At 62.1% G+C, this 24856-nt stretch carries 20 protein-coding genes, 1 tRNA gene and 1 pseudogene; 12 read left to right on the top strand and 10 right to left on the bottom strand.

The genetic code is table 11. From position 1 onward, the window contains the following. Positions 1-118 precede the first annotated feature (118 nt). Positions 119-206 (top strand) — tRNA-Ile (locus tag FRZ40_RS21570). A 165-nt stretch (positions 207-371) separates the two neighbouring features. Here FRZ40_RS21570 and FRZ40_RS21565 read toward each other — a convergent pair. After that, positions 372-740, bottom strand: coding sequence for an NUDIX hydrolase (locus tag FRZ40_RS21565; protein ID WP_028369491.1), 369 nt, complete (start codon positions 738-740; stop codon positions 372-374). 246 nt (positions 741-986) lie between these two features. Here FRZ40_RS21565 and FRZ40_RS21560 point away from each other — a divergent pair, with 246 nt between their 5' ends. After that, positions 987-1898, top strand: a complete 912-nt coding sequence (locus FRZ40_RS21560) for a CHAD domain-containing protein (RefSeq protein ID WP_147235523.1) — start codon at positions 987-989, stop codon at positions 1896-1898. A 60-nt stretch (positions 1899-1958) separates the two neighbouring features. Further along, positions 1959-2771, top strand: a complete 813-nt coding sequence (locus FRZ40_RS21555) for a gamma-glutamylcyclotransferase family protein (protein WP_147235522.1) — start codon at positions 1959-1961, stop codon at positions 2769-2771. A gap of 5 nt (positions 2772-2776) precedes the next feature. Here the strand turns inward: FRZ40_RS21555 and FRZ40_RS21550 are convergent, their stop codons facing one another. The 5 genes from FRZ40_RS21550 to FRZ40_RS21530 all read right to left on the bottom strand — a co-directional run bounded on the left by FRZ40_RS21550 (position 2777) and on the right by FRZ40_RS21530 (position 10146). After that, positions 2777-3970 (bottom strand): sugar transporter, encoded by a 1194-nt coding sequence (locus FRZ40_RS21550; RefSeq protein WP_147235521.1) that lies wholly within the window; start codon positions 3968-3970, stop codon positions 2777-2779. Positions 3971-4181: 211 nt separating this feature from the next. Continuing rightward, positions 4182-5864, bottom strand: coding sequence for a phospholipase C (locus FRZ40_RS21545; protein WP_147235520.1), 1683 nt, complete (start codon positions 5862-5864; stop codon positions 4182-4184). A 325-nt stretch (positions 5865-6189) separates the two neighbouring features. Next, positions 6190-7560 carry a class-II fumarase/aspartase family protein gene (locus tag FRZ40_RS21540; protein WP_147235519.1) on the bottom strand — a complete coding sequence of 457 codons (1371 nt, stop codon included), beginning with the start codon at positions 7558-7560 and terminating at the stop codon, positions 6190-6192. A gap of 50 nt (positions 7561-7610) precedes the next feature. Then, a complete protein-coding gene (locus tag FRZ40_RS21535) occupies positions 7611-8777 on the bottom strand; it encodes a mandelate racemase/muconate lactonizing enzyme family protein (RefSeq protein WP_147235518.1) in 1167 nt (388 codons plus the stop codon). Positions 8778-8802: 25 nt separating this feature from the next. Further along, positions 8803-10146: a cation:dicarboxylate symporter family transporter gene (locus tag FRZ40_RS21530; protein WP_051446552.1), complete on the bottom strand. Its 1344-nt coding sequence runs from the start codon at positions 10144-10146 to the stop codon at positions 8803-8805. 231 nt (positions 10147-10377) lie between these two features. On the opposite strand from FRZ40_RS21530, the gene FRZ40_RS21525 reads away from it, so the two are divergent. From FRZ40_RS21525 to FRZ40_RS21510, 4 genes are all read left to right on the top strand, one after another. Continuing rightward, positions 10378-11103 (top strand): GntR family transcriptional regulator, encoded by a 726-nt coding sequence (locus FRZ40_RS21525; protein WP_028369499.1) that lies wholly within the window; start codon positions 10378-10380, stop codon positions 11101-11103. 78 nt (positions 11104-11181) lie between these two features. After that, on the top strand, positions 11182-12948 hold the full coding sequence (locus FRZ40_RS21520) for an SWIM zinc finger family protein (protein WP_147235517.1): 1767 nt from the start codon (positions 11182-11184) through the stop codon (positions 12946-12948). A 5-nt stretch (positions 12949-12953) separates the two neighbouring features. Beyond that, positions 12954-13967, top strand: a complete 1014-nt coding sequence (locus tag FRZ40_RS21515) for an AraC family transcriptional regulator (RefSeq protein WP_147235516.1) — start codon at positions 12954-12956, stop codon at positions 13965-13967. A 182-nt stretch (positions 13968-14149) separates the two neighbouring features. Next, positions 14150-15940, top strand: coding sequence for an acyl-CoA dehydrogenase (locus FRZ40_RS21510; protein ID WP_147235515.1), 1791 nt, complete (start codon positions 14150-14152; stop codon positions 15938-15940). Positions 15941-16050: 110 nt separating this feature from the next. Here FRZ40_RS21510 and FRZ40_RS21505 read toward each other — a convergent pair. Then, positions 16051-16391 (bottom strand): annotated as a pseudogene (locus FRZ40_RS21505) (helix-turn-helix domain-containing protein). Positions 16392-16491: 100 nt separating this feature from the next. Here FRZ40_RS21505 and FRZ40_RS21500 point away from each other — a divergent pair. The 3 genes from FRZ40_RS21500 to FRZ40_RS21490 all read left to right on the top strand — a co-directional run bounded on the left by FRZ40_RS21500 (position 16492) and on the right by FRZ40_RS21490 (position 18089). After that, a complete protein-coding gene (locus tag FRZ40_RS21500) occupies positions 16492-17313 on the top strand; it encodes a hypothetical protein (protein ID WP_147235514.1) in 822 nt (273 codons plus the stop codon). A gap of 218 nt (positions 17314-17531) precedes the next feature. Continuing rightward, positions 17532-17762, top strand: a complete 231-nt coding sequence (locus tag FRZ40_RS21495) for a hypothetical protein (protein WP_147235513.1) — start codon at positions 17532-17534, stop codon at positions 17760-17762. 69 nt (positions 17763-17831) lie between these two features. After that, complete coding sequence (locus tag FRZ40_RS21490; RefSeq protein ID WP_028368487.1) at positions 17832-18089, top strand: H-NS family nucleoid-associated regulatory protein; 258 nt, start codon at positions 17832-17834, stop codon at positions 18087-18089. 16 nt (positions 18090-18105) lie between these two features. On the opposite strand, the gene FRZ40_RS21485 is transcribed toward FRZ40_RS21490, so the two are convergent. Both FRZ40_RS21485 and FRZ40_RS21480 read right to left on the bottom strand, forming a co-directional pair. Next, on the bottom strand, positions 18106-18867 hold the full coding sequence (locus tag FRZ40_RS21485) for a response regulator (RefSeq protein WP_147235512.1): 762 nt from the start codon (positions 18865-18867) through the stop codon (positions 18106-18108). Further along, a complete protein-coding gene (locus tag FRZ40_RS21480) occupies positions 18860-20380 on the bottom strand; it encodes an ATP-binding protein (RefSeq protein WP_147235511.1) in 1521 nt (506 codons plus the stop codon). The genes FRZ40_RS21485 and FRZ40_RS21480 overlap by 8 nt, the downstream gene beginning before the upstream one ends. A 271-nt stretch (positions 20381-20651) precedes the next feature. Here FRZ40_RS21480 and FRZ40_RS21475 point away from each other — a divergent pair, with 271 nt between their 5' ends. Beyond that, entirely contained in the window at positions 20652-21479 is an 828-nt protein-coding gene (locus tag FRZ40_RS21475) for a response regulator (RefSeq protein ID WP_147235510.1), read from the top strand. Positions 21480-21571: 92 nt separating this feature from the next. Here FRZ40_RS21475 and bamA read toward each other — a convergent pair whose 3' ends face one another. Next, positions 21572-23881 carry an outer membrane protein assembly factor BamA gene (bamA, locus tag FRZ40_RS21470; protein WP_147235509.1) on the bottom strand — a complete coding sequence of 770 codons (2310 nt, stop codon included), beginning with the start codon at positions 23879-23881 and terminating at the stop codon, positions 21572-21574. Positions 23882-24361: 480 nt separating this feature from the next. Here bamA and FRZ40_RS21460 point away from each other — a divergent pair, with 480 nt between their 5' ends. Next, on the top strand, positions 24362-24766 hold the full coding sequence (locus FRZ40_RS21460) for a hypothetical protein (protein ID WP_028368492.1): 405 nt from the start codon (positions 24362-24364) through the stop codon (positions 24764-24766). Positions 24767-24856: the final 90 nt, after the last annotated feature.

Raw genomic sequence — 24856 nt, 5'->3', positions numbered from 1 at the left:
GGAAGCCTCTTTTTTCGTGTAGTATGTCGGCCAATCGACGAACAGGCCCGGCCTTCAGACCGGGTCTTTTTGTTGGTCTTCCTGTTGTTCCCTGGCGCTTCCGTCGCGAAGCATCGTTGGGCCGGACGCCGTGCTGGTTGCAGGCAGCGGACTCATAATCCGCCTCCGAAAGGACATCGTGGGTTCGAATCCCACCCGGCCCACCAAATCCCCTAAGACCTCTGCAAACTCATACTGACGGTCGTCAGAACTTTTGATAGCCCGTCTGTAGAACTGCTGCAGCTCCTCTAGCGTCACGCAGCCGCAACGGGCATCCGTGGACGTCGCGGCAGCAGAACGCGCTTCATGCCGCTCAGCTACCAGCTCGCCCCCTACTTCCTCCGCCGCTGACTCATCATCTTCACGATATCGGTCGTCGGTCCGCTGGTCATGAGGCGAGAAATATCGTCGACATGAACCCAGCGACATCTGGCTATTTCGTTACTCGGGCGAGCTTTGGCGCGAGTCGGGATTTCGCAGGCGAACACGTGATGGTGCTTCTGCTTGCCGCGGAAATCGAACAGATGCTTGGCGGACTTTCCGGATAGCTGCGTTTCTTCCTTGAGCTCTCGAAGTGCCGCGTCCGTCCGGTGTTCTCCACGCTTGAGAATGCCACCCGGCAAAGCCCACTTTGATTGACTACGTGCGACCAGAAGGATTCGCTTTCCTCTGCGACAGATCACGGTGGCGCGCTTCTTCAAACCGAACTCCCACTGTTTTCCATGGCGTCTTCGCGAAGCGCATTCGATGCGCCAGCCTATCGTGCAGTGCTCGATTAGCTGCGTATGCTAATACAGAACAGCGCGATCCGGCGGTTTTGCTAAACGGAAACGTTTTACCCACGACACTTCAGGCGTCATTTCATCAAAGCGTCACGGGAATCGCAGCGGTCGAATGCGTATGATAAGGTCTCGGCAAAGTGAATTTTTGCCCGACCCGAGGCCGACATGGATATGGATGGTGACTGGCCCTTGCCCCGGCTGAACGCTCCTTTCAGGATCAACCGGCGGCCGCCCGGTTCATCGCTGTCGAAAGCGAGTTCGATCGCCAGCACGTTCTCGTCACTGGCGACCCCGGTGGTGGCCGAAGCGGTGCAAAGGGCGAGAGAGCTATCCACACAAAGCGATGTCGAAGGGTTTCATCAGCTTCGCGTCGCGTTCAGAAAGCTCCGTGCGTTGTATTGGGCCTACTCCCCCTATCTCGGCGAGGAGGCGACTGCTCACGCCACCGGAGAATTCAAGCGCCTTGCCGCAGTGGCGGGCGGCACGCGTGACTGGGACATCGCTGGCGATCTTCTGATCTCCGCCCAGCAGTCAGGCGCCCCCATCGAACTGCTCGTGGCCGCGGCGCGCGAGAAGCGCGCACAAGCGGCACTGCATACCCAGACGATGATCAAAAGCGACGCTGTCGAGGCGTTCCTGAACGACGTCCTGCTTCGCGCGCAAACCACGCTGCAGTCGCGTTGCGACGATCTTCCCATTCGGGCGTTCGCCGAGAAACGCGTCCAGCTGGCGCAGCGCGCGCTTCAGAAGCGAAGCCTGCGCGTAGCACGCAGCGAAACTGCCCACGAGGAAGGTCTTCACGATGTTCGAAAGGCGGGCAAGAAGCTGCGATACCTGCTCGAGTTTTTTCAACCCGTTATCAAAGGCGGACGCGGTCGCACGATCAGGGAACTGACCTCCGTGCAGAACAAGCTGGGACAGTTCAACGATATTGCCGCAAGCGAGAACCTGATTCGCAGCGCATCATTCAACGAGGTTCCGCCCGAGGTCGTACAGCACTCTCTGCGCTGGCTGGAAGAGCAGAAGTGCCGGCGAATGCGTGCAGCATCGCGTCGCGTGCGGAACATCGTTGGCTGAGACCGGCTTGGCCGCCAACGCAGTGCACAGCCCGGCGAGTTCCTCTACGGAGATCTGACGATGTCAGCGATGGCAAAGATTCGAGGATTCGTCGTGGCACTGGCGTTTGTCGGCCCGGCGGCGCACGCGCAGACGGCCGACTTCTGGGGAACGCGTCTTCCCGATCAGCCGACGCAGTTCATCTTCGGCTACGGCTCGCTCATCAATACGCCATCGCGCGACGCAACGGCCGGCAAGCCGGTTGCGGCGATTCCGGTGCGCGTCTCGGCGGCATTCGGCTATGTGCGCAGCTGGAACGACCGCGCACGCTCAGGGTTCACGGCGCTCGGCCTGCGGCACCCGTTCGAGGGCGAAGCGCCGATGACGATCAATGGCGTGATCTATCCCGTTGTCGGCAACGACATGTCCGCGTTCGACGAGCGCGAAAAGGGATACGTGCGTGTCGAAGTGCCGCGCGCACTCATCGAGGCCGTGTCCTGGCAGCCATTGCCGGAAAAGGGGATTGTCTGGGTGTACGTGCCGAAGGCCGAAGGCAAGGCGCCGGGCGAAGGACTGCCCGTGGCGGACGCGAAGTTTCCGCTCGTCGAGTCTTACATCGATGTCGTTATCGAGGGCGGCCTCGAGTATGGGCCAGAGTTCGCGCGCGAGATCATCGAGACGACGCGAGACTGGAGCCCTTACTGGCTCAACGACCGCACGCTTGCCCGCCGGCCGTGGGTGTTCGACAAACAGTTCGCGAAGGTCGACGCGCTTCTCGCGGCATCGGCGCCCTGCTTCTCGCAGCGGGCGTTCTCCGAGGACTATGCGGCCGCGAGCGCCGCGATTACCAAACGTAAGGGCGACGCGTGCACTCGCCAGGCGTACGCCCGGTAGCCCGCTTATTCCGTCGATGCGCCTGCACGCGGATTGCGCGCGCGAAATGCGAACCAGCATACGGCAGCGCCGAGCCCGGCGATCATGCCGCCGAACGTGCCGATCCAGGCTATCCCGTAGTCGTTGGCGACGTGATTGCCGAACAGCGCGCCCGCGCCTATCGCCACGTTGTAAAGCCCTGAAAAAATTGAAACGGCGAGATCGGTCGCATTGGGCGCCAGCCTCAGCACCCACGCCTGCATGCCCAGGCCGAAGCAGATGATCGCGCCTCCCCATATGAACGAATGCACGGACAAGGTAACGATACTGAGCGAGCAAGGGAAAAGTATCAGCAGACAGGCGGCGATCGTCAGCACGGCGCCTTGCATGAAGCGGTTCGGCTGATGCGGGTAGAGCCGGTTGAAACAGAGCGCGGCAGGAATCCCCGCTGCGCCGAACAACGTCAGGATGAAGGTGATGCGGCTGTTGCTGGCGTGATTGACGTGCTGGATAAACGGTTCGACATAGGTGTACGCGGTGAAATGAGCCGTGACCAGCAGCAGCGTGACCAGATAGAGGCACATCAGCGTCGGGTTTCGGAGCAGAACGGGCACGCTGCGCAGCGAGCCCGCCTGCTCGCTTGGAAGCAACGGCAGCGTTGCGCGCAGCAGTAACAGCACGGCAACGGCGGCAATGGCGATCACCTGGAATGTCATCCGCCAACCCAACGCTTCGCCGATCATCCGTCCGATCGGAATGCCCGCCACCATCGCCAGCGACGTTCCCGTTGCAAGCAGTCCGAGCGCGCGGCTCTTTTTGTCGGCAGGCGCCAGCCTGACGACCAGCGAGACGGATATCGACCAGAAGATCGCGTGTGCGCAGGCAATGCCGAGTCTTCCGATGACGAGCACGGAAAAATTCCACGCGACGCCCGTCACGATATGGCAGCCGACGAAGAGCAGCAGCACCCACGTGAGCAGCTTGCGACGTTCGACATGGCGCGTGAGGACGGTCAACGGCAACGATACGAGCGCCACAGCCCATGCATAGATGGTCAGCATGATGCCGACATCGGTCGGCGGCATGGAGAGGCTTTCGCCGATCGAACTGAGCAATGCGACGGGAACGAATTCGGTGGTGTTGAAAATGAAGGCCGACAGCGCGAGCGCCAGCACGCCCCACCACGAATGTTTTGCTGCAACGGAATCAGGAGTTGACATTGCCGGATTGGCAAACAGGACAAAGTAGCGCGGAACGGCTGGCCCGAACCGCACTGCACGTGCGATGAACCACGGGTCTGCCGTCCAAGAAAAAGCCCGCACTGCGGCGGGCAAGAATCCATATCAGGAGGATATGGAGGAGACGGCGTTCAGTATAAACCCTTACATCGTCATCATGGAAACTCTTCCTCGATGCCTTATGCCGGCGCTGTCATGATCTCGGCGGCGTTTCAACCGCGAGGCCCGTATCCGGGTTCAGAAAAAGCTTGCGTGGATAGTGGCTCTCACCCCGGCGATTGAAGTCGAACATGCCCATGATGCTGCCCGCTCCGGCATCGAACGATCCGCCACCGATGCGGCGTCCATCGAGCCAGTTGTCTTCGATGAAGCGCACGACCGACGACTGATCGATCAGCGTGTGGTCGACGAAATTCTCCTTCGCCCACGGAGAGATCACGATAAACGGGATGCGCGTGCCCGGACCGCAGCGGCCGTTCACGGGCTTGCCCTTCACGCCGTCGAATGCCGAGCCCGTTCCGCAGATGCCCGGGCCATTCAGCTGATCGGCGACGGAGTCGTACGATGCGCTCGTCGGCATGGCGTACGCGTGGTCATACCAACCGTCGGAGTCATCCCACGCGACGATCACGGCTGTCGACTCCCACTCCTTCTGTTGCTGCAGGAAGTTGACGACCTTCGTCACGAACGCCTGCTCGTCGAGCGGATCCGAATAGCCAGCATGACCGTCCTGATAAGCGGGCGCCTTGAGAAAGTTCACGGCCGGGAAATTCCCCGCCTTTACCGCGTCGAAGAAGTCGTCGGTATCGTACTGGTGATTCGCGGGGTCCTGCGTATGGCCATCCTTCTGCGTGCTGTGGCCGACCGCGGAGAGCGAGCTAGGGCGCAGATGCTTCGGATTCGATGTGGACGCGTAGTACTGGAACCAGTTGTGGTGCGGAATGTAGTCAGCCGTGGCCGAGCCCACGACATTCGACAGCGTGCTGCGCTTGCACCCCGTCGTCCCGTTGCTGTTCGTCGTCGCCAGGTTGAAGCCGCCCATGAAGCCGCCCCACGAGATATCGCGGGCATTCAGCAGATCGCCGATGTTCGTGCCGCTCATCAGGGCCGTATCGGTCGTGCTCGAGCACAGGTCGTTGGCGGGATCGACGTCGTTGATCATGGTGAATCCGCCCTGGCCATCGTTGACGTAGTACGAACCCGCCACCGAAGGTTGCTTCGTCGTCAGCACGGCCTTCATGCCGTTTGTCTGTCCCGAGACGACTTCGAGCGCGCCCGGCGTCGAAGGCCCGTATGTCGACGTATAGGCGTTGTCGCTCATCGCGAACCGCTGCGCGTAGTTCCAGAGCGCGGTGACCGTGTTGCCGTCGAAATAGCCCATTACCTGGCCAGCCGTGCCGAATGCACCGGCGCCACCCGTCGTCCCTTTGCCCGTGTACTTCGGGAAGAGATCGGCTGCGCCATTGTCATAGGCCTGTTGCTCCGCCGTGTACGCGTGATTCTGGTCCGCAGTCGCGGACTGCGTGCGATCGAGACGGAAGGGATTCGACTTGCTGGTTCCGTTGTCGGGATTCAGATTCGGATTGCTGGTCAGCAGGCTTCCGGACAGCCCGTTGATGCCCGGCGTGCCGGGCAATGCCTTGAATGCGGGCTCGCCGGAAGGATTGGTCGCATGCGGATAGGTCGCGAAGTAGTGATCGAATGAAACGTTCTCGCCATAGATCACGACCAGATGTTTGATCGGCGTAGCGGTATGGACTTCGTTGTGATGGTTCTTCTCATGATCGCGATCGTCGCCGTCTCCGGCGCTCCATGCGACCGATGACGCAAATGCGGCGAGGGTGATCGAACCGAGTGCTATCTGACGCCATTTCATATACGGCTCCTGTGGGGGGATTCGTATTGCGGGAATGAACCGCGTTGCCCTGGCATGGGGCAAGCGAATGCATCACGTCGTCGACGTCGTTTGCGATATGGCCGGCTAGGCGGCGTTGAGTCGAGACAAGCGAACCGATTAGAGCATCGGCGTATGAAGGCCCGACGTCAGAGTGCTTACGAAATATTTTCGCGAGTATTGAGGTATGGGACAGGCCGCAATTCTGCGGTGAATGAGGTAAATCGTACGTGCCGTGAAGGGGAGCACAGAACAGACGTCTCGCTCCCCGAATTCAATCAGGGGCGCCGCCGGGACGCCCGAGCCTTTAGATCTCACTCGACAACGCAACCGCGCGATCCACCATTTGCGGCGCGAGTCCAAGGTAGTTGGCGGGATCGGTCATGTTGTCGATCGCCGCGCGATCGAAGTGCCTGGTCACTTCGGGCAGTGCGGCGAGCGCTTCTGCAAGCGTGCCGCCCTTTTCGTTGACCGTCCGGCATGCGTCGTACACGATGTCATGCGCCTGCTGGCGACCCGTGTAAGGCGCCATCTGCATCATCGCGGCCTCGGCAACGATGAGTCCCTTGCTGATGCCGAGGTTGTGCTTCATCCGCCCGGTATCGACGATCAGTCCGCCTAATGCGAACTTCGCCTGATGCAGCGCGCCCGACGTCAGAATGAAGCTCTCGGGAATCGCGATCCATTCGGCGTGCCACGGTCCCGTCGCGCGCTCGAAGTCCTGAATCATCGCGTCGATCATCAATCCCGCCTGCTGGCGCACCGCTTTGGCTGCGGCGAGCATGAGCTCGCTCGAAATCGGATTGCGCTTTTGCGGCATCGTGCTGCTCGCGCCGCGTCCCTTGACGAACGGCTCGTACACTTCGCCGAACTCATTCGAGGCCATGATCATGATGTCGGTCGCAATCTTGCCCAGCGAGCCGGTGACGAGCGCGAGCAGATTGACGGCTTCCGCGAAGCCGTCGCGTGCGACGTGCCATGTCGTGGCGGGCACGCCGAGCTGCAACTCGGCGGCGAGTGCGCGCTGCACCTCGAAGCCCTTGTCGCCGAGCGACGCCAGGGTGCCCGCTGCGCCCGCGAACTCGACTACGGCCACGCGCTTGCGCAACTCGCCGATGCGCTGCTGATGGCGGTCGAACATCGCGAGCCAGATTGCGGCCTTATAGCCGAACGTGACGGGCAGAGCCTGCTGCAAATGCGTGCGGCCCGCCATCGGCGTATCGCGATGCTTCTTCGCGAGGCCGGCCAGAATGCCGCGCAACTCGCGGATGTCAGCATCGATCGAGTCGAGCGCGTCGCGGACCTGAAGCGCGACGGCCGTATCCATGATGTCCTGCGTCGTCGCGCCCCAATGCACGTAGCGGCCGGCGTCGCCGCACATGGCGACGAGCTGGTGCACGAGCGGCAGGATCGGATAGCCGACGATATCCGTCTCCTCGCGCATATGATCGAAATCGACGCGGTCGATCTGCGATTCGCGCGCGATCGTTTCGGCGGCATCGGCGGGAATCACGCCGACGTGTGCTTCGGCTTTCGCGAGCGCGACTTCGACTTCGATATAGCGCCGGATCAGCGCGTGATCCGAAAAGATCGCACGCATTTTCGCGGTGCCAAAGGCATCGCGAAACAAAATCGAGTCGACGACAGTGCTGGAAAAGGGAGCGTTACGGCTGTTCATGACGGTCCTGGTCTTGCAAGAAAATTGAGTCGAATGAGATATGCGCGATGTCAGCTGGCGAGCTGCGCGAGCCAGGGACGCAGTCCGTCCTTCTCTTCGAGCCCGAAGCCTGGCGCATCCGTCGGACGCACGCGGCCGCCGCCGACGCCGCAGCGGTCCGGATAGCCCCCGAACGGCTGGAACACGCCGGGATAAGCCTCGCAGCCGCCGAGTTCGAGTCCCGCCGCGACGTGCATGTTGATCAGGTGTCCGCCATGTGGATGCAGCTGGTTGCGATTGAAGCCGCGCCTTTCCATCACGTCGATCATCTTTGCGAACTCGGTGAGGCCATAGCAAAGGCCCGTGTCCATCTGGAAGATATCGAGGCCGGGGCGCATCCCGCCGAACAGCGTGAGGTTGTTGACGTCCTGCACCGAGAACAGGTTTTCGCCCGTCGCAATCCGGCCTGAATACGCTTCGGCAACTTGCCGGTTGAGGTCGTAATCGAGCGGATCGCCGATCTCTTCGTACCAGCGCAGCGCGTACGGCGTGATCGCTTTTGCGTAGTCGAGCGCGGTCTGCAGGTCGAAACGCCCATTCGCATCGACGGCAAGGCGCTGGCCATCGCCGACGACCTCGAGCACCGCTTCGATGCGTGCAACATCCTCTTCGAGCGACGCGCCGCCGATTTTCATCTTGAACGTTTCGTAGCCCATTTCCTGATAGCCGCGCATTTCGTCCTGCAAGCGTTTGACGCTGTCGCCCGGATAGTAGTAGCCGCCGGCTGCATACACGGTTACGCCTTCGCGATTGCCCTTGCGCTGGAAATGTCGCGCGATGGTCGCGTGTGCCGGCTCGTCGGCGAGCTTCGCGTTCAGATCCCAGACGGCAAGTTCGATGGCCGCCGCTGCCGCCGCGCGATCGCCGTGACCACCGGGCTTTTCGTTGCGCATGATGGTCTGCAGTACTTTGGCTGCATCGAAGAACTCGCCCGATTTGTCCAGCAGCGATTCGGGCGCAGCGGCTTCGAGGCGCGGCATCATGCGATCGCGCAAGATGCCGCTCTGCGCATATCGGCCGATGGAGTCGAACGCGAAGCCCGTAACGGGCTTTCCATTGCGGATCACATCCGTTTGCAGCGCGACGAGCGAAACCGTGTGCTCCGAAAAATTGACGTACGCATTCGCGACGTTTCCTTCGAGCGGAACCGACACTTCCCTGATTGCCGTTATACGCATTGCTTTTCTCCGCTGATACAAGAATTCAGATGACTTTGCCGACGGTCGTGCCGAACACACGGCGATACTCTTCGCGCGCGGCGTCCGGATCGAACTCGCCCGTCGACTTCGCGATGACCAGCGTCGCGACGCTATTGCCCATCGCATTGCAGATGCACACGGCCTGCGACGTGAAGCGGTTGATGCCGAACAGAAGCGGCAAGCCTTCGATCGGCAAGAGGCCCGATGCCGTCACAGTGGCCGCGAACACAATGAAGGTGCCGCCCGAAACGGTTGCTGCGCCTTTCGATGTGAGCAGCATCAGAATCAGAAGCCCAAGCTGCTGATGCAGATCGAGAGGAATGCCGTACGCGTTCGCAAGGAACATCACGCACAAGGGCATGTAGACCGATGTTCCGTCGAGGTTGAACGCATAGCCCGTCGGCAGCACGAGCCCCGTGGTTTGCCGCGAGCAACCGAGGCGTTCGAGCTTTTCGAAGAAGCGCGGCAGCGCGCTTTCGGACGAAGCCGTCGCAAACAGCAGAAAGATTTCGTCCTTGAAATAGCGCAGGAACCGGAAGACATTGAAGCCATACAGCCGAAGCACGATGCCGAGCACCACGACGATAAAGAACGCAAGCGACAGATAAAGCACCAGCAACAGATAGCCGAGCGAGAGCACCGCATTCATGCCGCTGCTGCCGATAGCGAACGCAATCGATCCGAACGCGCCGAGCGGCGCAAACTTCATGATGACATCGACGAACTTGAAGAACAGGTCCGACATCCGGTTCAGCGCACCTTCGACGCTTGCTCGCTGTTCGTTGTTGAGCATCAGCAACGCAGCGCCGAGTCCGATCGAAATGACGAGTACCTGGAGCAGCGAGCCGTTCGCGAAGGCACCGACGAAGTTATCGGGGAAGATCGTCAGGATGAAATGCTCGAACGACGTGGGGCCGCCTTTGCCGTATTGCGCGTGCGCTGCGGCGGCGGCATCGGCGTTCTGCGTGAGATGCATGCCCGTGCCGACGCCCGAGACGTTCGCGATGACCATCGTGATCGCGAGCGCGATGGTCGACACGACTTCGAAGTAGATCAATGCGCGCAGCCCGATGCGCCCGACGTTCTTCAGATCGCCGGCGGCGCCGATGCCGAGCACCACGTTCAGGAACACCAGCGGCGCAACGACCATCTTGATCAGCCGCAGGAAGATATCGCCGAGGATCTTCATGTCGACGGCCAGCTTCGGCGCGATGAAGCCGAGCGCCAGCCCAAGCACGATGCCCGCCACGATCTGAAAGCCCAGCCTCAGATAAATGGGCGGCCGTCGTTTGGCGGGCGCGCTGCGTTCGATGGGCGGGCTTCCTGCGATGTCGCTGTGCTGGGCCATTCCTGTCTCCGTCTGGACGGTGAGCGCGCCGGATCGCGCGCTCTATAATGTCCGTACATATTGAATAAGTACGGACATTATGCCTGGTGGTGGAGACCGTCAACCCAGGGTTACAACGGATGCCGCGCGTGCGGCGCGGCGCGAACCGGGCGCGGGGCGCCGATGGATAAGGCTCGCGTTACAATCGCGCCGTAGCCCGAAACGGCATGGCTGAGGCGAAAGAGCACACGCATGAAACCCCGATACGCGGAACTGGCCGAGGAACTGATCCAGGCAATCGGAGCAGGAAAGTTCGAGGTTGGGTCGTCCCTTCCGAGTGAAGTCGACTTGTCGGAACAGTACGGCGTCAGCCGCGCGACCGTTCGCTCGGCGCTGGAGCGCGTGCAGGAACTTGGACTGATTTCGCGCCGCAAGCGCGCGGGCATTCGCGTCGAGGCGACGAAACCGAAGGCGGCTTTCTCGCACAATATGTCGAGCGTCGAAGACCTCGTGCAGTTCGCGGTCGTGACGGAGCGGCATGTGCGCTCCGTCACGGAGTTGTCCGCGAGTCCGTCGCTTGCTGCCAAGCTGGGTGTCGATGCGGGCACGCGGCTGCTGCGCGTCGAAATGCTGCGCGTCGATCCGTCGAAACCGGACGCGCCGCTGTGCTGGACCGATGTCTATCTCGAGGCGGCGCTGGGTGCGGGCATCAAGCGGGAATTGCGCAACAGCACGGGATTGATCTGCGACATGGTGGAACGGCGCTTCGGCCGCTCGGTCCACAACGTGCGTCAGGAAATCAGGGCGATTGGCGTGCCTGACAGTCTCGCCGAACCGCTTGGCGTGAAGCCCGACTCTCACGCGCTGGAAATCGTGCGGCGCTATCTGGATTCGCGCGGACTCGTGTTCGAAGCGACCGTCAGCGTGTTTCCCGCAGACAGATATTCGTATGCGCTCGAACTGATGAGGCAGGGTTAGCGCGGCTCTTTGTCTTTGTTTCAATAGCAGCTGGGCAGATTTCCAACGGTTTCCATCGCGACTTTCCCCCGCGTTCCTATGTCCGCATCCGCCAATCTCGCTGAAACCCTGACCCTCGCAAAAGTCATGTCGCTCACCGACACGAAGACGTTTGCGCGAGGCAAAGCCTATTTCCACGACGGCGCGGTATCGCGTCTGCAAACGGATGAACACAGCGTTCGCGCAAACGTGCGAGGTACGCAGTCATACGCGGTCGAAATGCGTTGCGACTATGGCGGGCTCGTTTACTACTGCAATTGTCCCGTCGGCCAGAGTTCCGCTTTCTGCAAGCATGCCGTCGCAGTCGCGCTGTCGTGGCTGGAAAATTCCGGTGCGGAGGTATTTCAACCGGATGAAACGGAACGGAAGAAGCCACGCAAAAAACGCAAGACCTACGGCGAAACCATTGAAGAGTACGTTGCGACGCTCGACGAGAGCGCGCTTCGCCGCTGGTTGCTGGAAGCGGTCGATCGCGACGTCGCGCTGCGCGACAAGCTGCTGTTCGCAGCACGCTCCGCAACGGCCAACGATCTGCCCGCGCTAAAGACCACCGTCCGGCAGACGACGCGAGTCACACGGTTGTTGCGCTGGCAAGAGGCTCGCGAATATGCCGACGGTCTGCTGTCGCTGGCTGACATGCTGCGCTTACTGCTCGATGGACCTCACGCTGCAAACGTGATGGAACTCGCGGAGCTTGCCATCGAAGGCGCGGAAAAGAGCCTCGAACGAATCGACGACTCCGGCGGCTATGTCATTCCGGCCCTCCACGAACTGGCCGCCGTTCATCGCGAGGCCTGCGAGCGGACGGGGCCCGAGCCCGTGGCGCTCGCGGAGCGACTCTATCGCCTTCAGCGCGAGGATCAATGGGGCGTGTTCTCAGACATTTTGCCGGCATACGCGGACGCATTGGATGATGCCGGCTCGAGCCGGTATCGCGAACTGCTCGGTAATGATTGGGATGAGCTTCCGGCGCTTGGTCCGGGAAATGAATCGTTCGACCGGCGGCGCCTGCGGCTCTCGACCGCAATGAGCGCACTTGCGGAACAGGACGGAGACGTCGACATGATGATCCGCATTGCTGCGAAAGATCTGTCGAGCGCGTACCGATTCGAGAAAGTGGCGGAACTGTGCATTCAGCACGGTCGCCATGATGAAGCGCTGGCCTGGGCGGAACAGGGGCTCGAGGCGTTTGCGAAAAAAGCCGCTGCTCGAAGTTTGCTCGATATCTGCGTCGACGCGTGTTTGAAGCTTGGGCAACACGATAAAGCGGACACCTATGCATGGCAGCGTTTCGAGCAGCTTCCGTCTGCCGCTGCATTCGCCGCACTGTTGAAGGTCGCCACGGCGACGAACCGGCATGACGAGACGAGGGAACGCGCGCTCGCGCATTTGTGGGCAATCGTCGAGCGGGAGGAGTCTGCAGCGAAGCCAAAAAGCGGCCCGTGGTACAAACCGATGCGTACTGAAATCGTCAGAGTGCACCTTGCCGGGCACGACGATGAAATTGCCTGGCAGGTCTTTACGGGTGGCCCCATCGCGACGGAATTGTGCTCGGAAATGGCTGCCGTTCGCGGGCGTACGCATCCACGCGATGCCCTCGTCGTCTATCATCGCCTGCTGCCCGTCACGGTGACGCTAAACGCGTCGAGCGGGAAATACGACGAGGCGTTCGACATCGTTCAGGCCATTCGCCAAATGCGGATGAAGCTGGGCGAAGGCGCCGAGTTCGCCGCCGAGCTGGAGCAGATTCGCGCGACGTATCGAGCGAAGCGCAACTTCATCAAATTGCTTGCTCAATTGGCCTGAAACCCATGCAAGCACCCAGCGCCACCGTACCCATCTCGCTCGTCAACGGATTTCTTGCCGCCGCCGGCGCGCAGACGGACGTCGTGCAGCGCTATCTCGCGCAGGCGGGCATCACGCCCGAACTGCTCGGCGCATCGGGTGCGCGCGTGACGGAAGAGCAGTTCTCGACGCTCTATCGGATGCTCGCTATCGAACTCGACGACGAAATGCCCGGCATCTTCAGCCGGCCGCTGCGCAGCGGCACGCTGAAATTCCTCTGCCTCAGCCTGCTCGATGCGACGAATCTGGACACGGCGCTGCACCGCTTCGGCCAGTTCTTTCATATCGTGCTCGACGACTTCCGTTTCGAGTCGCGTCGCGACGATCTGATGGCACAGGTCGAACTGCGTCCGAACCCGGCGTTCGGCAGCATTGGCCCGCTGGGCCAGGAACTGACGCTCAAGCTTGCGCATGGCGTCTCGTCATGGCTGATCGGTCAGAAAATCCCGCTCTTGCAGGTCGATTTCGCGTGTCCGCAGCCGCCGCACGCAGCGGATCACCGCTACTTCTTCTCCGGTCCGGTGCGTTTCGGCTGTGACGCCACGCTGATGCGCTTCAGTGCCGCGTTTCTGGACATGCCGATCCGCCAGAGCAAGCGCAATCTGCGCAAGTTTCTCGCGCGTTCGCCGGGCGAGTGGATCTTCGAGTCGTTCAGCGAACTGCGGGTCAGCCATCGCGTGCGGCAGTATCTCGCGGGCGAGTTGCCGGATCTGCCCACCATCGACGAAGCCGCGAAGAATCTGCATTGCTCGGTGCGCACGTTGTGCCGGCGGCTGTCGTCGGAAGAAACGACGTTTCAGCTGCTCAAGGACGAGCTGCGGCGCGATATCGCGATCCGGCGCCTGACCGACACGCACGACGCGATTGCCGTCATCGCGGGCGATATCGGATTCGACGATCCGAGTGCGTTCCATCGCGCGTTCCGTCACTGGACGGGCAGCACGCCCGGAACCTATCGGCGCCCCGCTCAGGCTGGGTAAACCCCGGGTGGGGCGGGGCACCCCCCCGATCGAGTGGCCAGATTTGTCAGTACGTGGGCCGGTTTGGACAGTCGGTTCGAGGGATATGCCGGTACGATCGGCAGGTACGGTCACCGCTCGGTCTCTTCTCTTTTCGGGCGTCGTGGCAGTGATCCATTGAACGCCTGATTGGAAGAATCACCATGACTTACATCGCCCCTGTCAAAGACATGCTGTTCGTGCTCGAGGAATTGAGCGGTATCGACGAGATCGCGAAGCTGCCCGGTTTCGAGGAGGCGGGTCTCGAAACGGCACAGGCCGTACTCGAAGAATCCTCGAAACTGTGCGGCGAAGTGCTGGCGCCGCTGAACGTCGAAGGCGACCGCAATCCGAGCAGCTGGAAGGACGGCAAGGTCACGGCAACGCCCGGTTTCGCCGATGCATTCCGCCAGTTCGCGGCAGGCGGCTGGCAAGGCGTGCAGCATCCCGTCGAATACGAAGGCCAGGGCCTGCCCAAGCTGATCGCGACGGCCTGCATCGAGATGCTCAATGCGTCGAACCTGTCGTTCGCGCTGTGTCCGTTGCTGACGGACGGCGCCATCGAGGCGCTGCTCACCGCCGGCAGCGAAGAACAGAAACAGACCTACGTGCCGCGCCTCATTTCCGGCGAATGGACGGGCACGATGAACCTCACCGAGCCGCAGGCCGGCTCCGATCTCGCGCTGGTGCGCACGCGCGCCGAGCCGCAGGGCGACGGTTCGTTCAGGATCTTCGGCACGAAGATCTTCATCACGTGGGGCGAGCATGACATGGCGGACAACATCGTCCATCTGGTGCTTGCGCGCACGCCGGACGCGCCCGAGGGCGTGAAGGGCATTTCGCTGTTCCTCGTGCCCAAGTTCCTCGTCAACGACGACGGCTCGCTGGGCGAGCGCAACGACGTGCATTGCGTGTCGATCGAACACAAGCTCGGCATCAAGGCGAGCCCGACGGCCGTTCTGCAATTCGGCGATCACGGTGGCGCGATCGGTCAGCTGATCGGCGAAGCGAATCGCGGCCTCGAATACATGTTCATCATGATGAACGCGGCGCGTTTCGCCGTCGGCATGCAGGGCGTGGCCGTCGCGGATCGTGCGTATCAGAAGGCCGTGGCGTACGCGAAAGAGCGTGTGCAGAGCCGTCCCGTCGATGGCTCGGCGAAGCAGGCCGTATCGATCATTCATCATCCGGACGTGCGCCGCATGCTCTCGACGATGCGCGCGCTGACGGAAGCGTCGCGCGCACTCGCGTATGTCGCCGCATCGCACAGCGATATCGCGCACCACCACGCCGACGAAGCGACACGCGCCGGGCATCTCGCGATCTACGAATACCTGGTGCCGGTCGTGAAGGGCTGGAGCACGGAGCTTTCCGTCGATGTGGCGAGTCTCGGCGTGCAGGTGCATGGCGGCATGGGCTTCATCGAGGAAACGGGCGCGGCGCAGTATTACCGCGACGCGCGCATCCTGCCGATCTACGAAGGCACGACGGCGATTCAGGCGAATGATCTGATCGGGCGCAAGACGCTGCGCGACGGCGGCGCGGTGGCAAACAGGCTGCTCGCGGACATCGCACAGACCGTCGAAGCGCTGAAGCAGCACAAGGGCGCGGCCTTCGAGTCGATGCAGAAGCACCTGTCGCGCGGCCATGATGCGTTGCAATCGACGGTGGCGTTCGTCCTGGCGAATGCGAAGAGCGATCCGAACGCGGTGTTTGCGGGCAGCGTGCCGTATCTGAAGCTCGCGGGCATCGTGCTCGGCGGCTGGCAGATGGCGCGCGCGATGCTGGCCGCGCAGGCGAAACTCAACGACGACGCCTCGTTCTACAGCGCAAAAATCGCGACGGCGCAGTTCTTCGCGGAACACGTGCTGCCGCAGGCCGTGGCGCTGGAAGCATCGATCGTCAGCGCAAAGGGCGGCGAAGGGATGCTGGCGCTGCACGAAGACCAGTTCTAAAACCGCAAGAATCACATCCAGAAAGAAGCGGGCTTCGGCAGAACACGAAGCCCGCCGCCCGCCTCACATGTCCCTCCCGACGACCACCCCGTCGAGCCTCAACAGCGCGTTCACTCCACCTTCGCGCTCAACCCCTTCAAGCCTTTGATCACGACGAGCAATGCGCGGCCGTGCTCTTCCGAGCCGTCCCACGCGTCGACGATCGCATTGCGCAGCAGTTCGTTATAGCCCCCGCCCGAACGCCCGCGTGGCGTGCCTCCACACCGTAGAAACTGCATAGCTTATTGAATGACGCGCTCCGACGTATGCGTCGCCCTTTCGATAGTCGCAATCTCGACACGGTTGGTTGGCTTACCCCGGAAAGCCGCGCAATTTCGCTGGACGAGCGGGTGTCCGCCATCAACCGGCGTAACAGGTCCTGCACGGGAAATTCGCTCTTCGGGGCTTCCATTCCATGCATTATATCTATACATTAACGCTTATTGTATGGCCGCCATTTATCGCCGATGGCTCGCGAGGTTGCGAGTCGAAAGGCCGTCCCGAGGAAGTTGATGACACTGAAGCACCTACCGCCCACGTTCTGCTGGATCAAGACAGGCACCGAATCCAGCGAGGAACTTCCCACCACTGTTCTCCAGAAAGAATGGGAGCGGCGGCTGGGCGGCGGGCGTTTTCTGTGGGGCGTCGGTCAGCCGCTCGGCAACAGCGCGCAGGTCGCGGCGCACCGCACGGGTTCGCTGCTCGCGCTTTTTTCGCCGGCGTCGAGCAAGCCGCGTCCAGGTGGGCGCAAGCGCGAAGACATGGTGTTGTGGAATGCGTGGATCGACAGCGCGGGCCAGGTGCGGCAGCTGCCGCCGCACGCGTTCATCGTCAGCCGCTCCGTGCTGCCGTCGGGACGGAAGAAGGAGCAGCACTACGCACTGGTATGCTCGTCGCCTGCCGAACTGAGCATGGGCACGCGGCTGCACATCTATCCGGAGCATTTGCGCAGCGTCAGCACGGGCAAACCGCTCGGCGCCGCGCAAGCGACGGCCGTCGTGGATTGCATCGCGCGTGCGGGCGAACTGAGCGGCAAGCGCTATCCCGTCGCACTCGCGGTCGAGCTGGAAGCACCGTATCTGGTGCGCCTCACGCAGCCTTGTGTGCTCAAGGCGCGCGACTATGCGGAGGTCAACAAGGCCACGCGCGACGGAGACTTCGCCGCTTTCATCGATCTGGTCGGACGCTTGCGCACGCGTCCGCCGCAAGAGCGTGTGCGCGGCTTCACGCGCGACCTCTTCGAGATGCCGCCCGTCGAAGCCATGGCGGCATTCAACGCAGCGCATGCATTAGGAAGCTTCCCGGAAAAGACCGCTCGCGCGCCGGGCGCATAAAACCTGGGAACACTGAATATGCGGTACTCGTGCATAAAAAATGTGCGCGTTTGTTGTCATTCAGACCTGGCGTTCCGCTGCGAGCGGAGAGAAAATCGATAGCGCACGCCGGCGGTCGCGGCCGTGCAATTGTTTGGATCAGAGAATCATTCGCGCGCTGCGATCAGCAGGTGCGCAATCCCCGCTTTCGCAACGTCGAACCAGATGGAGGAATGCCTATGTCGGCAGTCGTGCACTCGCGGCAGGCTCAGGCCGCGAAGCGTTTTGTCGAAGCGACGCGCAACGTCGACCAGGCGTTTCGCGCCGTGCGCCGCGATTCCGAAGGCGGCTCATCTGTTGAGGAACACGCGGCTGCCGTCGCGCAACTGGATCGCGCGCTCGACGAACTCGCGCGCGCCGAGGCGCTGTTCGATTCGGTGGTTCGCATCGACGCGCGGCGGCGCAATTGAATCCGTCAGTCCTGGCTTCGCCCGTACGAATGGATTGCTGATCCCGTCACACCTCGAATCGCACGAGCAATGTCTAGTTCAATCGCAAAACTCGATGGCCAGGCGCGGGAACGCCTGATCGCGTGGATCCAGCACCGGATGGAAGAATTCGGCATCACGGTCGACGCGCTCCAGCGCTCGCTGGCCGAAGACGAAGAAAGCGCACGCGCCATCCGCTATCAGGATGCAATGGGTCATGTCTGGGACGGGCAGGGCGATCTGCCCGAATGGCTGCGCCGCGCCGTCGCGTCGGGCCAGAGCATCGACTTCTTCCGCTGCGAAGGCTAGAACGGTCTTCTGGGCTTCATACGGCGCCGCCGTCGTCGTGGCCTTCCGGCGGCACGACCTCCAGCCTGTAACCCACGCCATAAATCGAGCGGATCATGTCGTGATCCGGGCGCACGGTTTGCAGCTTGCGCCGCAGATTCTTCACATGCGAATCGACAGTGCGGTCCGCGACCACGCGGTGATCGTCGTACAGTTGCCGCAGCAGGTGGTCGCGCGAATAGATGCGGCCAGGCGTCGAATGCAACAGCGCGAGCAGGCGGATTTCGATCGGTGTGAGATTGAGATCCTTGCCGTCGAGCGACGCGACATGCCGGTCGAGATCGATCGCGAGGCCGCTCGTAACGGGCTCCGCACCGGCGCGCGCCGCGCCCGAGAGCGAATCGATGCGGCGCAGAATCGCTTTTACACGCGCCACGACCTCGCGTGGACTGAACGGCTTGCATACGTAGTCGTCGGCGCCGAGTTCGAGCCCGAGCAACCGGTCGATTTCGTCGACGCGCGCCGTCAGGATGATCACGGGCACATCCGAAAACGTGCGCAATTCGCGGCAGATTTCGAGTCCGCCGCGCCCCGGCAACATCAGATCGAGCAGGATCAGCGAAGGCGGATTGGCGCGCACGGAGGCGATCACGTCGCGGCCGTCCTCGATCACGTGCGTGTCGAAGTTTTCGGCGCGCAGATAGTCGGTGAGCAGCGCGGACAGCTTCGGCTCGTCTTCGACGATCAGCACCGAAGCGGGTGACCGGCTAAATGAATGGGCAAGTGAATGGTCAGTCATCTTTGGCTTCAAACGTAGCGAACCGCACGGCGATCCACAATCCTCCGAGCGGCGAGCGCAATGCGTCGATCGTGCCGCCATGCTGGCTCACGATATGTCTGCACAGCGCGAGCCCGAGGCCGGCGCCGCCGCTCTGGCGGCTGCGCGACGCGTCGACGCGAAACAGCCTGTCGAACAGATGCGGCAGCAAAGGCTCGGGCACGGCAGGGTGCGAATCCTGCACGTCGATGCGGATTTCGCGCTCGTGCCGGGCGACGGCGACGCGCACCTTGCCGCCTTCATCCGTATAGCGCAACGCGTTCTCGAGCAGGTTCTTCATCAGTTGCGTCAAACGGTAAGGGTCGCCGAGCATGATGACGCCCGCTTCGCCGATGTCCGTTTCCAGCGCGATCTTCTTGTCGGCGAGCCGGTCGCGGAACGATTCGGCGGCGGCCTCGACGACGGGTGCCACATCGAGCCGCACTTTCTCGAAAGACAGCGCGCCGATGTCGGCTAGCGACAGCTCGTACAGGTCGTCGATCAACTGGCTCAGCAGCGCGACTTCCGCCTGCAGCGACGCGAGCGTCGTGCGGTCGGGCTTGCGCACGCCGTCTTCGATCGCTTCGAGTTCGCCGCGCAGCACGGCGAGCGGCGTGCGCAGTTCGTGCGAAATATCCGCGATGAAATTGCGCCGTGAGCGTTCCGCATTGCCGAGCGAAATCGCGAGACGGTTGAAGTCGGCGGCGAGATCGTGCAGTTCGTCGCTGCCGGAATCGGGCACGCGAATCGAATAGTCGCCGCTCGCCAGCCGATGCGTCGCGAGCACGAGGCGCCGCACGGGCGCGAGCAGCACGCGCGCGAGCACGACGGCGACACACGCGGCCAGCAACGCGGCGAACCCGACGATGATCCACGTCGTGCGAACCTGCTGCGCCTGAAATTGACGGTCGGCGGAATGAAACAGCACTTCCGGCCCGGCGACGACCAGCCAGCCGATCACCTTGCCCTCGACGGTCAGCGGTTCGCGAGGCGTATCGGGCGGCGGCGGCGGGCCTTTCTGCAGCACGCTCTGCAGGTTCGCGTCGTAGACCCTGAACGGCGGATGACGGTTGCCCTGCGGGCCCGGACCCGGGTCCATACCCGTCCCCTGCATGCCGCGCATGTCGGGCGGCGCGCCCGGATCGCCCGGCGGCGGTCCCGGCTGCGCGCCGTTGCCCTGGGCGCCGTCGGGCGGCGGCCCATCGTGGGGCGCGTTCATATCGGGCGGGCCGGGCGGCATGCCAGCGTCGGCGAGTTCGGGAACGGCGGCCACGGCCGTCGCTTCGCTCTTGGCGAAATCCCAGCTGCGGTGTTGTGCCCAGGCGGCTTCGAGTTCCTGCTTCAAGCGGCTGGAATGCGATTGCGACTGGCGCTGCAGATAGCCGATGAAGCCGTGTTCGAAGCTCCAGCGAACGGCGAGACCCATCGTGACGGCCACGAGAATGCAGGCCGCCGAAATCGCGACGAAGAGCTTCGACGTGATGCCGACTCTCATGGCGAATCCCCGCGGCCGCCATCTTTCATGCTTCACACCCTGTTTTTCCCTGTCGACCAGTATGACGCGGCGACGGCGGGCGGCGCTCGCCAACTGGTTGCTGTCGATTTAGCTGTCGATTTGCTGTCACGCCGCTATTGTGACGCGAGCGGCGCAAGGGCGGCCGACCGTTCAGCAATCTCCACACATTCTCCTTATTTTTCACCGTCTTGCCTCCACAGTTGCTCTCTATCATGGGCACCGTTCAAATGGGAGAAGGACGGAGTACACCATGACCATCCATCTGCTCGTCGTCGAGCCCAATCAGGAAAGCCGCGACGTGCTGCGCTCGCATGTGCAGCAGCACAAGATCGAGATGTCCGTCCTGTACAACACGGAGTCGCTCGAGCGGCGTCTCGAAGTGGAAGTGCCTTCGCTGATCGTCATGCGCCATAGCTTGCCCGAGGTGGACGGACTGGCCGCGCTGCGGCGCGTGCGCTCGCTGGGCTACGATCTGCCCGTGATCATCGTCAGCCGCTCCGACGATGTCGTCGACAAGGTGCTCGCGTTCGAACTCGGCGCGAACGATTATGTCGTCGATCCGCACGATCCACGCGAACTGATCGCGCGGGTTCGCAATGCATTGCGCGCGGGGCCGCCGTCGCATGCGCCGCTGCATGTCGAGCGCGAGCCGATCTCGTTCGACGACTTCGAAGTCGACGTCGCCGACCGCGTGCTCACCCGCGGCGGCGTGGAAGTGCCGCTGCGCAGCACCGAGTTCGCGCTGCTCGTGGTGCTCGCATCGCACCCGATGAAAGTCCTGTCGCGCGTGCGCATTCTCAACATGCTGCGCCGCCATTGCAGCGTGACAGAACGCGGGCTGGACGTTGTCGTGTTCAGGCTGCGCGCCGCGCTGAAACTGTCGCCGACGGGACGGCAGTACATCAAGACGCTGCGCGGCGAGGGCTATATGTTCGCGCCTGATGAGGCGTTGCCGCGGCATGGGGTGTCGGGTGAGCCCGTGCGCGGTGATGAACATGCACGCCTGCTCGAGCTGGCAGGCCCTGTGGTGGCGGAGGAGCGGATGCGCTTCGAAAGCGCGGCGCGGCTTGCGCTGTAGCGAGTAGAAGGCGGATCGGGAGAGATACACATCGTGTTGCTGAAAACAGAAAAGCCCGCTCAAAAGCGGGCTTTTTCACATCTGCACGTGCTTCAAAACGATGTGCCGATCTGAAACTGAAACACCTGATACTTGTCGTTCTCATGCCGGATGAGCGGAAAGCCAAGCGAGAGCTTCAGCGGGCCGATCGGCGAAATCCATTCGAGGCCTGCGCCATAGCTGTATCTCAAACCGTTCGCGCCCGTGCTGTTGCCTTCGTTGCCCCAGACGTTGCCCGCATCGAGGAAGGTAAAGACGCGCAGCGTACGGTCCCAGCCGCTGCCCGGCAACGGGAAAGTCATTTCGACATTGGCGACCACCATCTTCGAGCCGCCGATGGAGTCGCCCGTCGACGAATCGCGCGGACCCAGCGAACTCGATTCATAGCCGCGCACCGAGCCGATACCGCCCGCATAGTAGTTCTTGAAGATCGGATACGCCTTGCCCGCGAAGCCGTTGCCGTAGCCGGCCTGTAAATTGAGGCCAAGAATGAAGCCGCGCGCGAACGAGTAGTAGTACTGGCTCTGGATATCGGCTTTGTAGTACTCGGTTTCACCCGCCGGCGTGCCGACTTCGCCGTTCGCCTGCAGCATGTAGCCGCGGCTCGGCACGAGCACGCTGTCGCGCGCATCGCGCGACCAGGCCGCCGTAACAGGCACGTTGTTGACTACGCGGCCGAATTCCTTCACGTAGTCGAGATACGCCTGCGGCGTCGATGAATCCGTGTTGAAGCGATCCTGCTCGATGCCGAGCCCGAAGTAGACGGTATCGATCTCCGAAAACGGAATGCCGAACTTCAGGTCCGCGCCAAGCGAGACGATGCGAAAGCTCTCGTCATTGCTGTAGTAAAGCGGATAACTCGTGCGGTAATAGACATCCGAAATGCGCCTGATGCCGTCGACGGTAAAGTACGGATCGGTCTGCGTCACCGAAAGCGTGCGATATGTCTTCGCTGTATTCACATTGACAGCGAGGCTCGTGCCCGAGCCGAACACGTTGTCCTGCGACACGCCCGCCGACAGCACCACCTTGTCCGTCGACGAGAAACCCGCGCCGAGCGTGATCGCGCCCGTCGGCTTTTCAGAAACCTTGACGTCGACATCCACCTGATCGTCGGAGCCCGGCACGGGCACCGTCGTCACGTCGACATCGGTGAAATAGCCAAGACGGCTCACGCGATCCTTCGACAGCGTGAGCCGGTTCGAATCGAACCACGAGCTTTCGAGCTGGCGCATTTCGCGGCGAATCACTTCGTCGCGCGTACGCGTATTGCCTTCCACGTTCACCCGCCGCACATACACGCGCTTGCCGGGATCGACCTGCAGCGTGAGGTCGACCGTATGCTTGTCGGGATCGATCTGCGGCACGGCATTGACGGTCGCGAACGCGTAACCGTACTCGCCGAGCCGGTCGACGACGGCCTTCGTCGTCGCCTTGAGCCGCTCTTCAGAGAAGCTGTCGCCGGGCTTGATGGTGACGAGCGGCTTCAGCTCGGCTTCGCGATTGAGCAGATTGCCCGCGAGCCGGATGCCCGTGATCGTGTAAGGCTCGCCTTCATGCAGATTGAGCGTCAGATACATCTCCTTCTTGTCGGGCGTCAGCGAGACCTGCGTCGAGTCGATCCTGAACTCCAGATAACCGCGATTCAGATAGTACGAGCGCAGCCTGTCGAGATCGGCGCTCAGCTTCTCTTTCGCGTAGAGATCGTTCTTCGTGTACCAGGAGAACCAGTTCGGCGTTGACAATTCCATCTCGTCGCGCAAGGTGCTTTGCGAAAACACGTGATTGCCGATGAAATTGATCTGGCGGATCTTCGCGTTCGGGCCTTCGATGACGGAGAACAGCACCGACACGCGTCCGCTGTCGATCGGCGTGGTCGTGGTCTGCACTTCCGCGGCATAGTAGCCACGCGTCAGATACTGCCGCTTCAACTCCTGTTCGGCCTTGTCGATCAGGGCCTTGTCGAAAGGACGGCCGCGCGACAGACCGACGGCACGCAGCGCCTTCGTCAGATTGTCTTTTTCGAACTCGTGAATGCCCGCGAAATCGATGTCCGCAATCGCGGGGCGCTCGACCACGCGAACCACGACGACGTCGCCATCCAGCGAGACGTTGACGTCGTTGAAGAGCCCCGTGTCGTAGATCGCGCGCACGGCCTGCGACGCCTTGTCGTCGGTGAAGACTTCACCGCGCTTGATGGGCAGATTGGCGAGCAGCGTGCCCGCCTCGATGCGCTTCAGGCCTTCGAGCCGGATGTCCTTGACGATGACGGAGTCGTCGGCATGCGCGAGCGAAGGTGTCAGGGTCGTTGCACAGACCGTGATCGCACTGGCGAGACAGATAGTTGATGCTCGTTGTTTCATCGAAGATCTTGTTGAGAACCCGCTTGAGTAGCGACAGGTTTCGATGCGCGCAAGGGCAACCCGGACGCGACCGACCGTGGAAAGCCGCGAGTATAGGAACGAGACCCCTTGCACGGGGTTACGCCAAACTTTCTGAATATTTGTTGCTTCGTGAAAGGAATGACGCAACGCCCCGCACGGGCGCGCGCTGCAGCGGCGGTGCCGTGCAGGCGGGGAAAGTTGCCGCTAAGAATCGGTAGGGCCGCGGTAACGCGTTGAAGGGGAGGTGGCGGTATCGTGCCGTCTCCACCAACCTTCGCCTCTTCGCCATGCTCGAACATATCGATCCCGTCGTACTGGTTGCTGTGTTGCGCGCCAGTTCCACACCGCTTTTCTCTGCCTGGATGGCACGGGCCTCTTCGTATGAGCCGTGGGTCGAGGACACACGTGCGCAACGTCGCGTCGGAACCGACGCGCATGCGAGCGCGGTCGAGGTGCTGCATGTCTGAGAACACAACGCACGTCGTCGATTCGATCACCGACCTTCAACTGTCGGAAGACGGCCTCTATCTGCTGCTGCACGGCAATCAGCCGACGACGGCCATCCATCGTTCCGTGCTCGATCATCTGCTGGTCGCGCTGCCGAATGCGATCGAACACTCGGACCGCGTGATCAACAAGAACGATCACATGGCTTTCGCGTATCAGAGCTACGGCTGGGAGATCGGGCGGCTCAACGGCACGGAGGTCGCCGTCCTTCGCTTCAGGCTCGCGGGCAACATGGGGCTGTCGTTTTCGTTGCCGCTCGAACAGATCCCGCCGCTGATCGAAGCGTTGAGCGGCGTGGCCGCATCGGCGGGCGCCGCCGTTGCACCCGTCAGAAGCGACGCAGTGACGTTGCAGTAAGACGCTCTGGACGCCTCTTCACTCGGGCTCGCGTCCGCCCGTCAATCAGACGCCACGATTTCGCTTTGATATTCCGCCAAGAAGTCCAGG

It is taken from the genome of Paraburkholderia azotifigens (assembly GCF_007995085.1).
GTDB lineage: Bacteria > Pseudomonadota > Gammaproteobacteria > Burkholderiales > Burkholderiaceae > Paraburkholderia > Paraburkholderia azotifigens.
Note: the sequence above shows the minus strand (reverse complement) of the source record. Positions and strands in the feature narration are given on the sequence as shown.

Coding starts and splice junctions, on each gene's coding strand:
- FRZ40_RS21555 (WP_147235522.1), top strand. CDS start 1,959: ATGTCAGCGATGGCAAAGATTCGAGGATTCGTCGTGGCACTGGCGTTT.
- FRZ40_RS21490 (WP_028368487.1), top strand. CDS start 17,832: ATGTCTAGTTCAATCGCAAAACTCGATGGCCAGGCGCGGGAACGCCTG.
- FRZ40_RS21525 (WP_028369499.1), top strand. CDS start 10,378: ATGAAACCCCGATACGCGGAACTGGCCGAGGAACTGATCCAGGCAATC.
- FRZ40_RS21495 (WP_147235513.1), top strand. CDS start 17,532: ATGTCGGCAGTCGTGCACTCGCGGCAGGCTCAGGCCGCGAAGCGTTTT.
- FRZ40_RS21460 (WP_028368492.1), top strand. CDS start 24,362: ATGTCTGAGAACACAACGCACGTCGTCGATTCGATCACCGACCTTCAA.
- FRZ40_RS21535 (WP_147235518.1), bottom strand. CDS start 8,777: ATGCGTATAACGGCAATCAGGGAAGTGTCGGTTCCGCTCGAAGGAAAC.
- FRZ40_RS21475 (WP_147235510.1), top strand. CDS start 20,652: ATGACCATCCATCTGCTCGTCGTCGAGCCCAATCAGGAAAGCCGCGAC.
- FRZ40_RS21515 (WP_147235516.1), top strand. CDS start 12,954: ATGCAAGCACCCAGCGCCACCGTACCCATCTCGCTCGTCAACGGATTT.
- FRZ40_RS21520 (WP_147235517.1), top strand. CDS start 11,182: ATGTCCGCATCCGCCAATCTCGCTGAAACCCTGACCCTCGCAAAAGTC.
- FRZ40_RS21510 (WP_147235515.1), top strand. CDS start 14,150: ATGACTTACATCGCCCCTGTCAAAGACATGCTGTTCGTGCTCGAGGAA.
- FRZ40_RS21545 (WP_147235520.1), bottom strand. CDS start 5,864: ATGAAATGGCGTCAGATAGCACTCGGTTCGATCACCCTCGCCGCATTT.
- FRZ40_RS21560 (WP_147235523.1), top strand. CDS start 987: ATGGATATGGATGGTGACTGGCCCTTGCCCCGGCTGAACGCTCCTTTC.
- FRZ40_RS21550 (WP_147235521.1), bottom strand. CDS start 3,970: ATGTCAACTCCTGATTCCGTTGCAGCAAAACATTCGTGGTGGGGCGTG.
- FRZ40_RS21530 (WP_051446552.1), bottom strand. CDS start 10,146: ATGGCCCAGCACAGCGACATCGCAGGAAGCCCGCCCATCGAACGCAGC.
- FRZ40_RS21540 (WP_147235519.1), bottom strand. CDS start 7,560: ATGAACAGCCGTAACGCTCCCTTTTCCAGCACTGTCGTCGACTCGATT.
- FRZ40_RS21500 (WP_147235514.1), top strand. CDS start 16,492: ATGACACTGAAGCACCTACCGCCCACGTTCTGCTGGATCAAGACAGGC.
- FRZ40_RS21485 (WP_147235512.1), bottom strand. CDS start 18,867: ATGACTGACCATTCACTTGCCCATTCATTTAGCCGGTCACCCGCTTCG.
- bamA (WP_147235509.1), bottom strand. CDS start 23,881: ATGAAACAACGAGCATCAACTATCTGTCTCGCCAGTGCGATCACGGTC.
- FRZ40_RS21480 (WP_147235511.1), bottom strand. CDS start 20,380: ATGAGAGTCGGCATCACGTCGAAGCTCTTCGTCGCGATTTCGGCGGCC.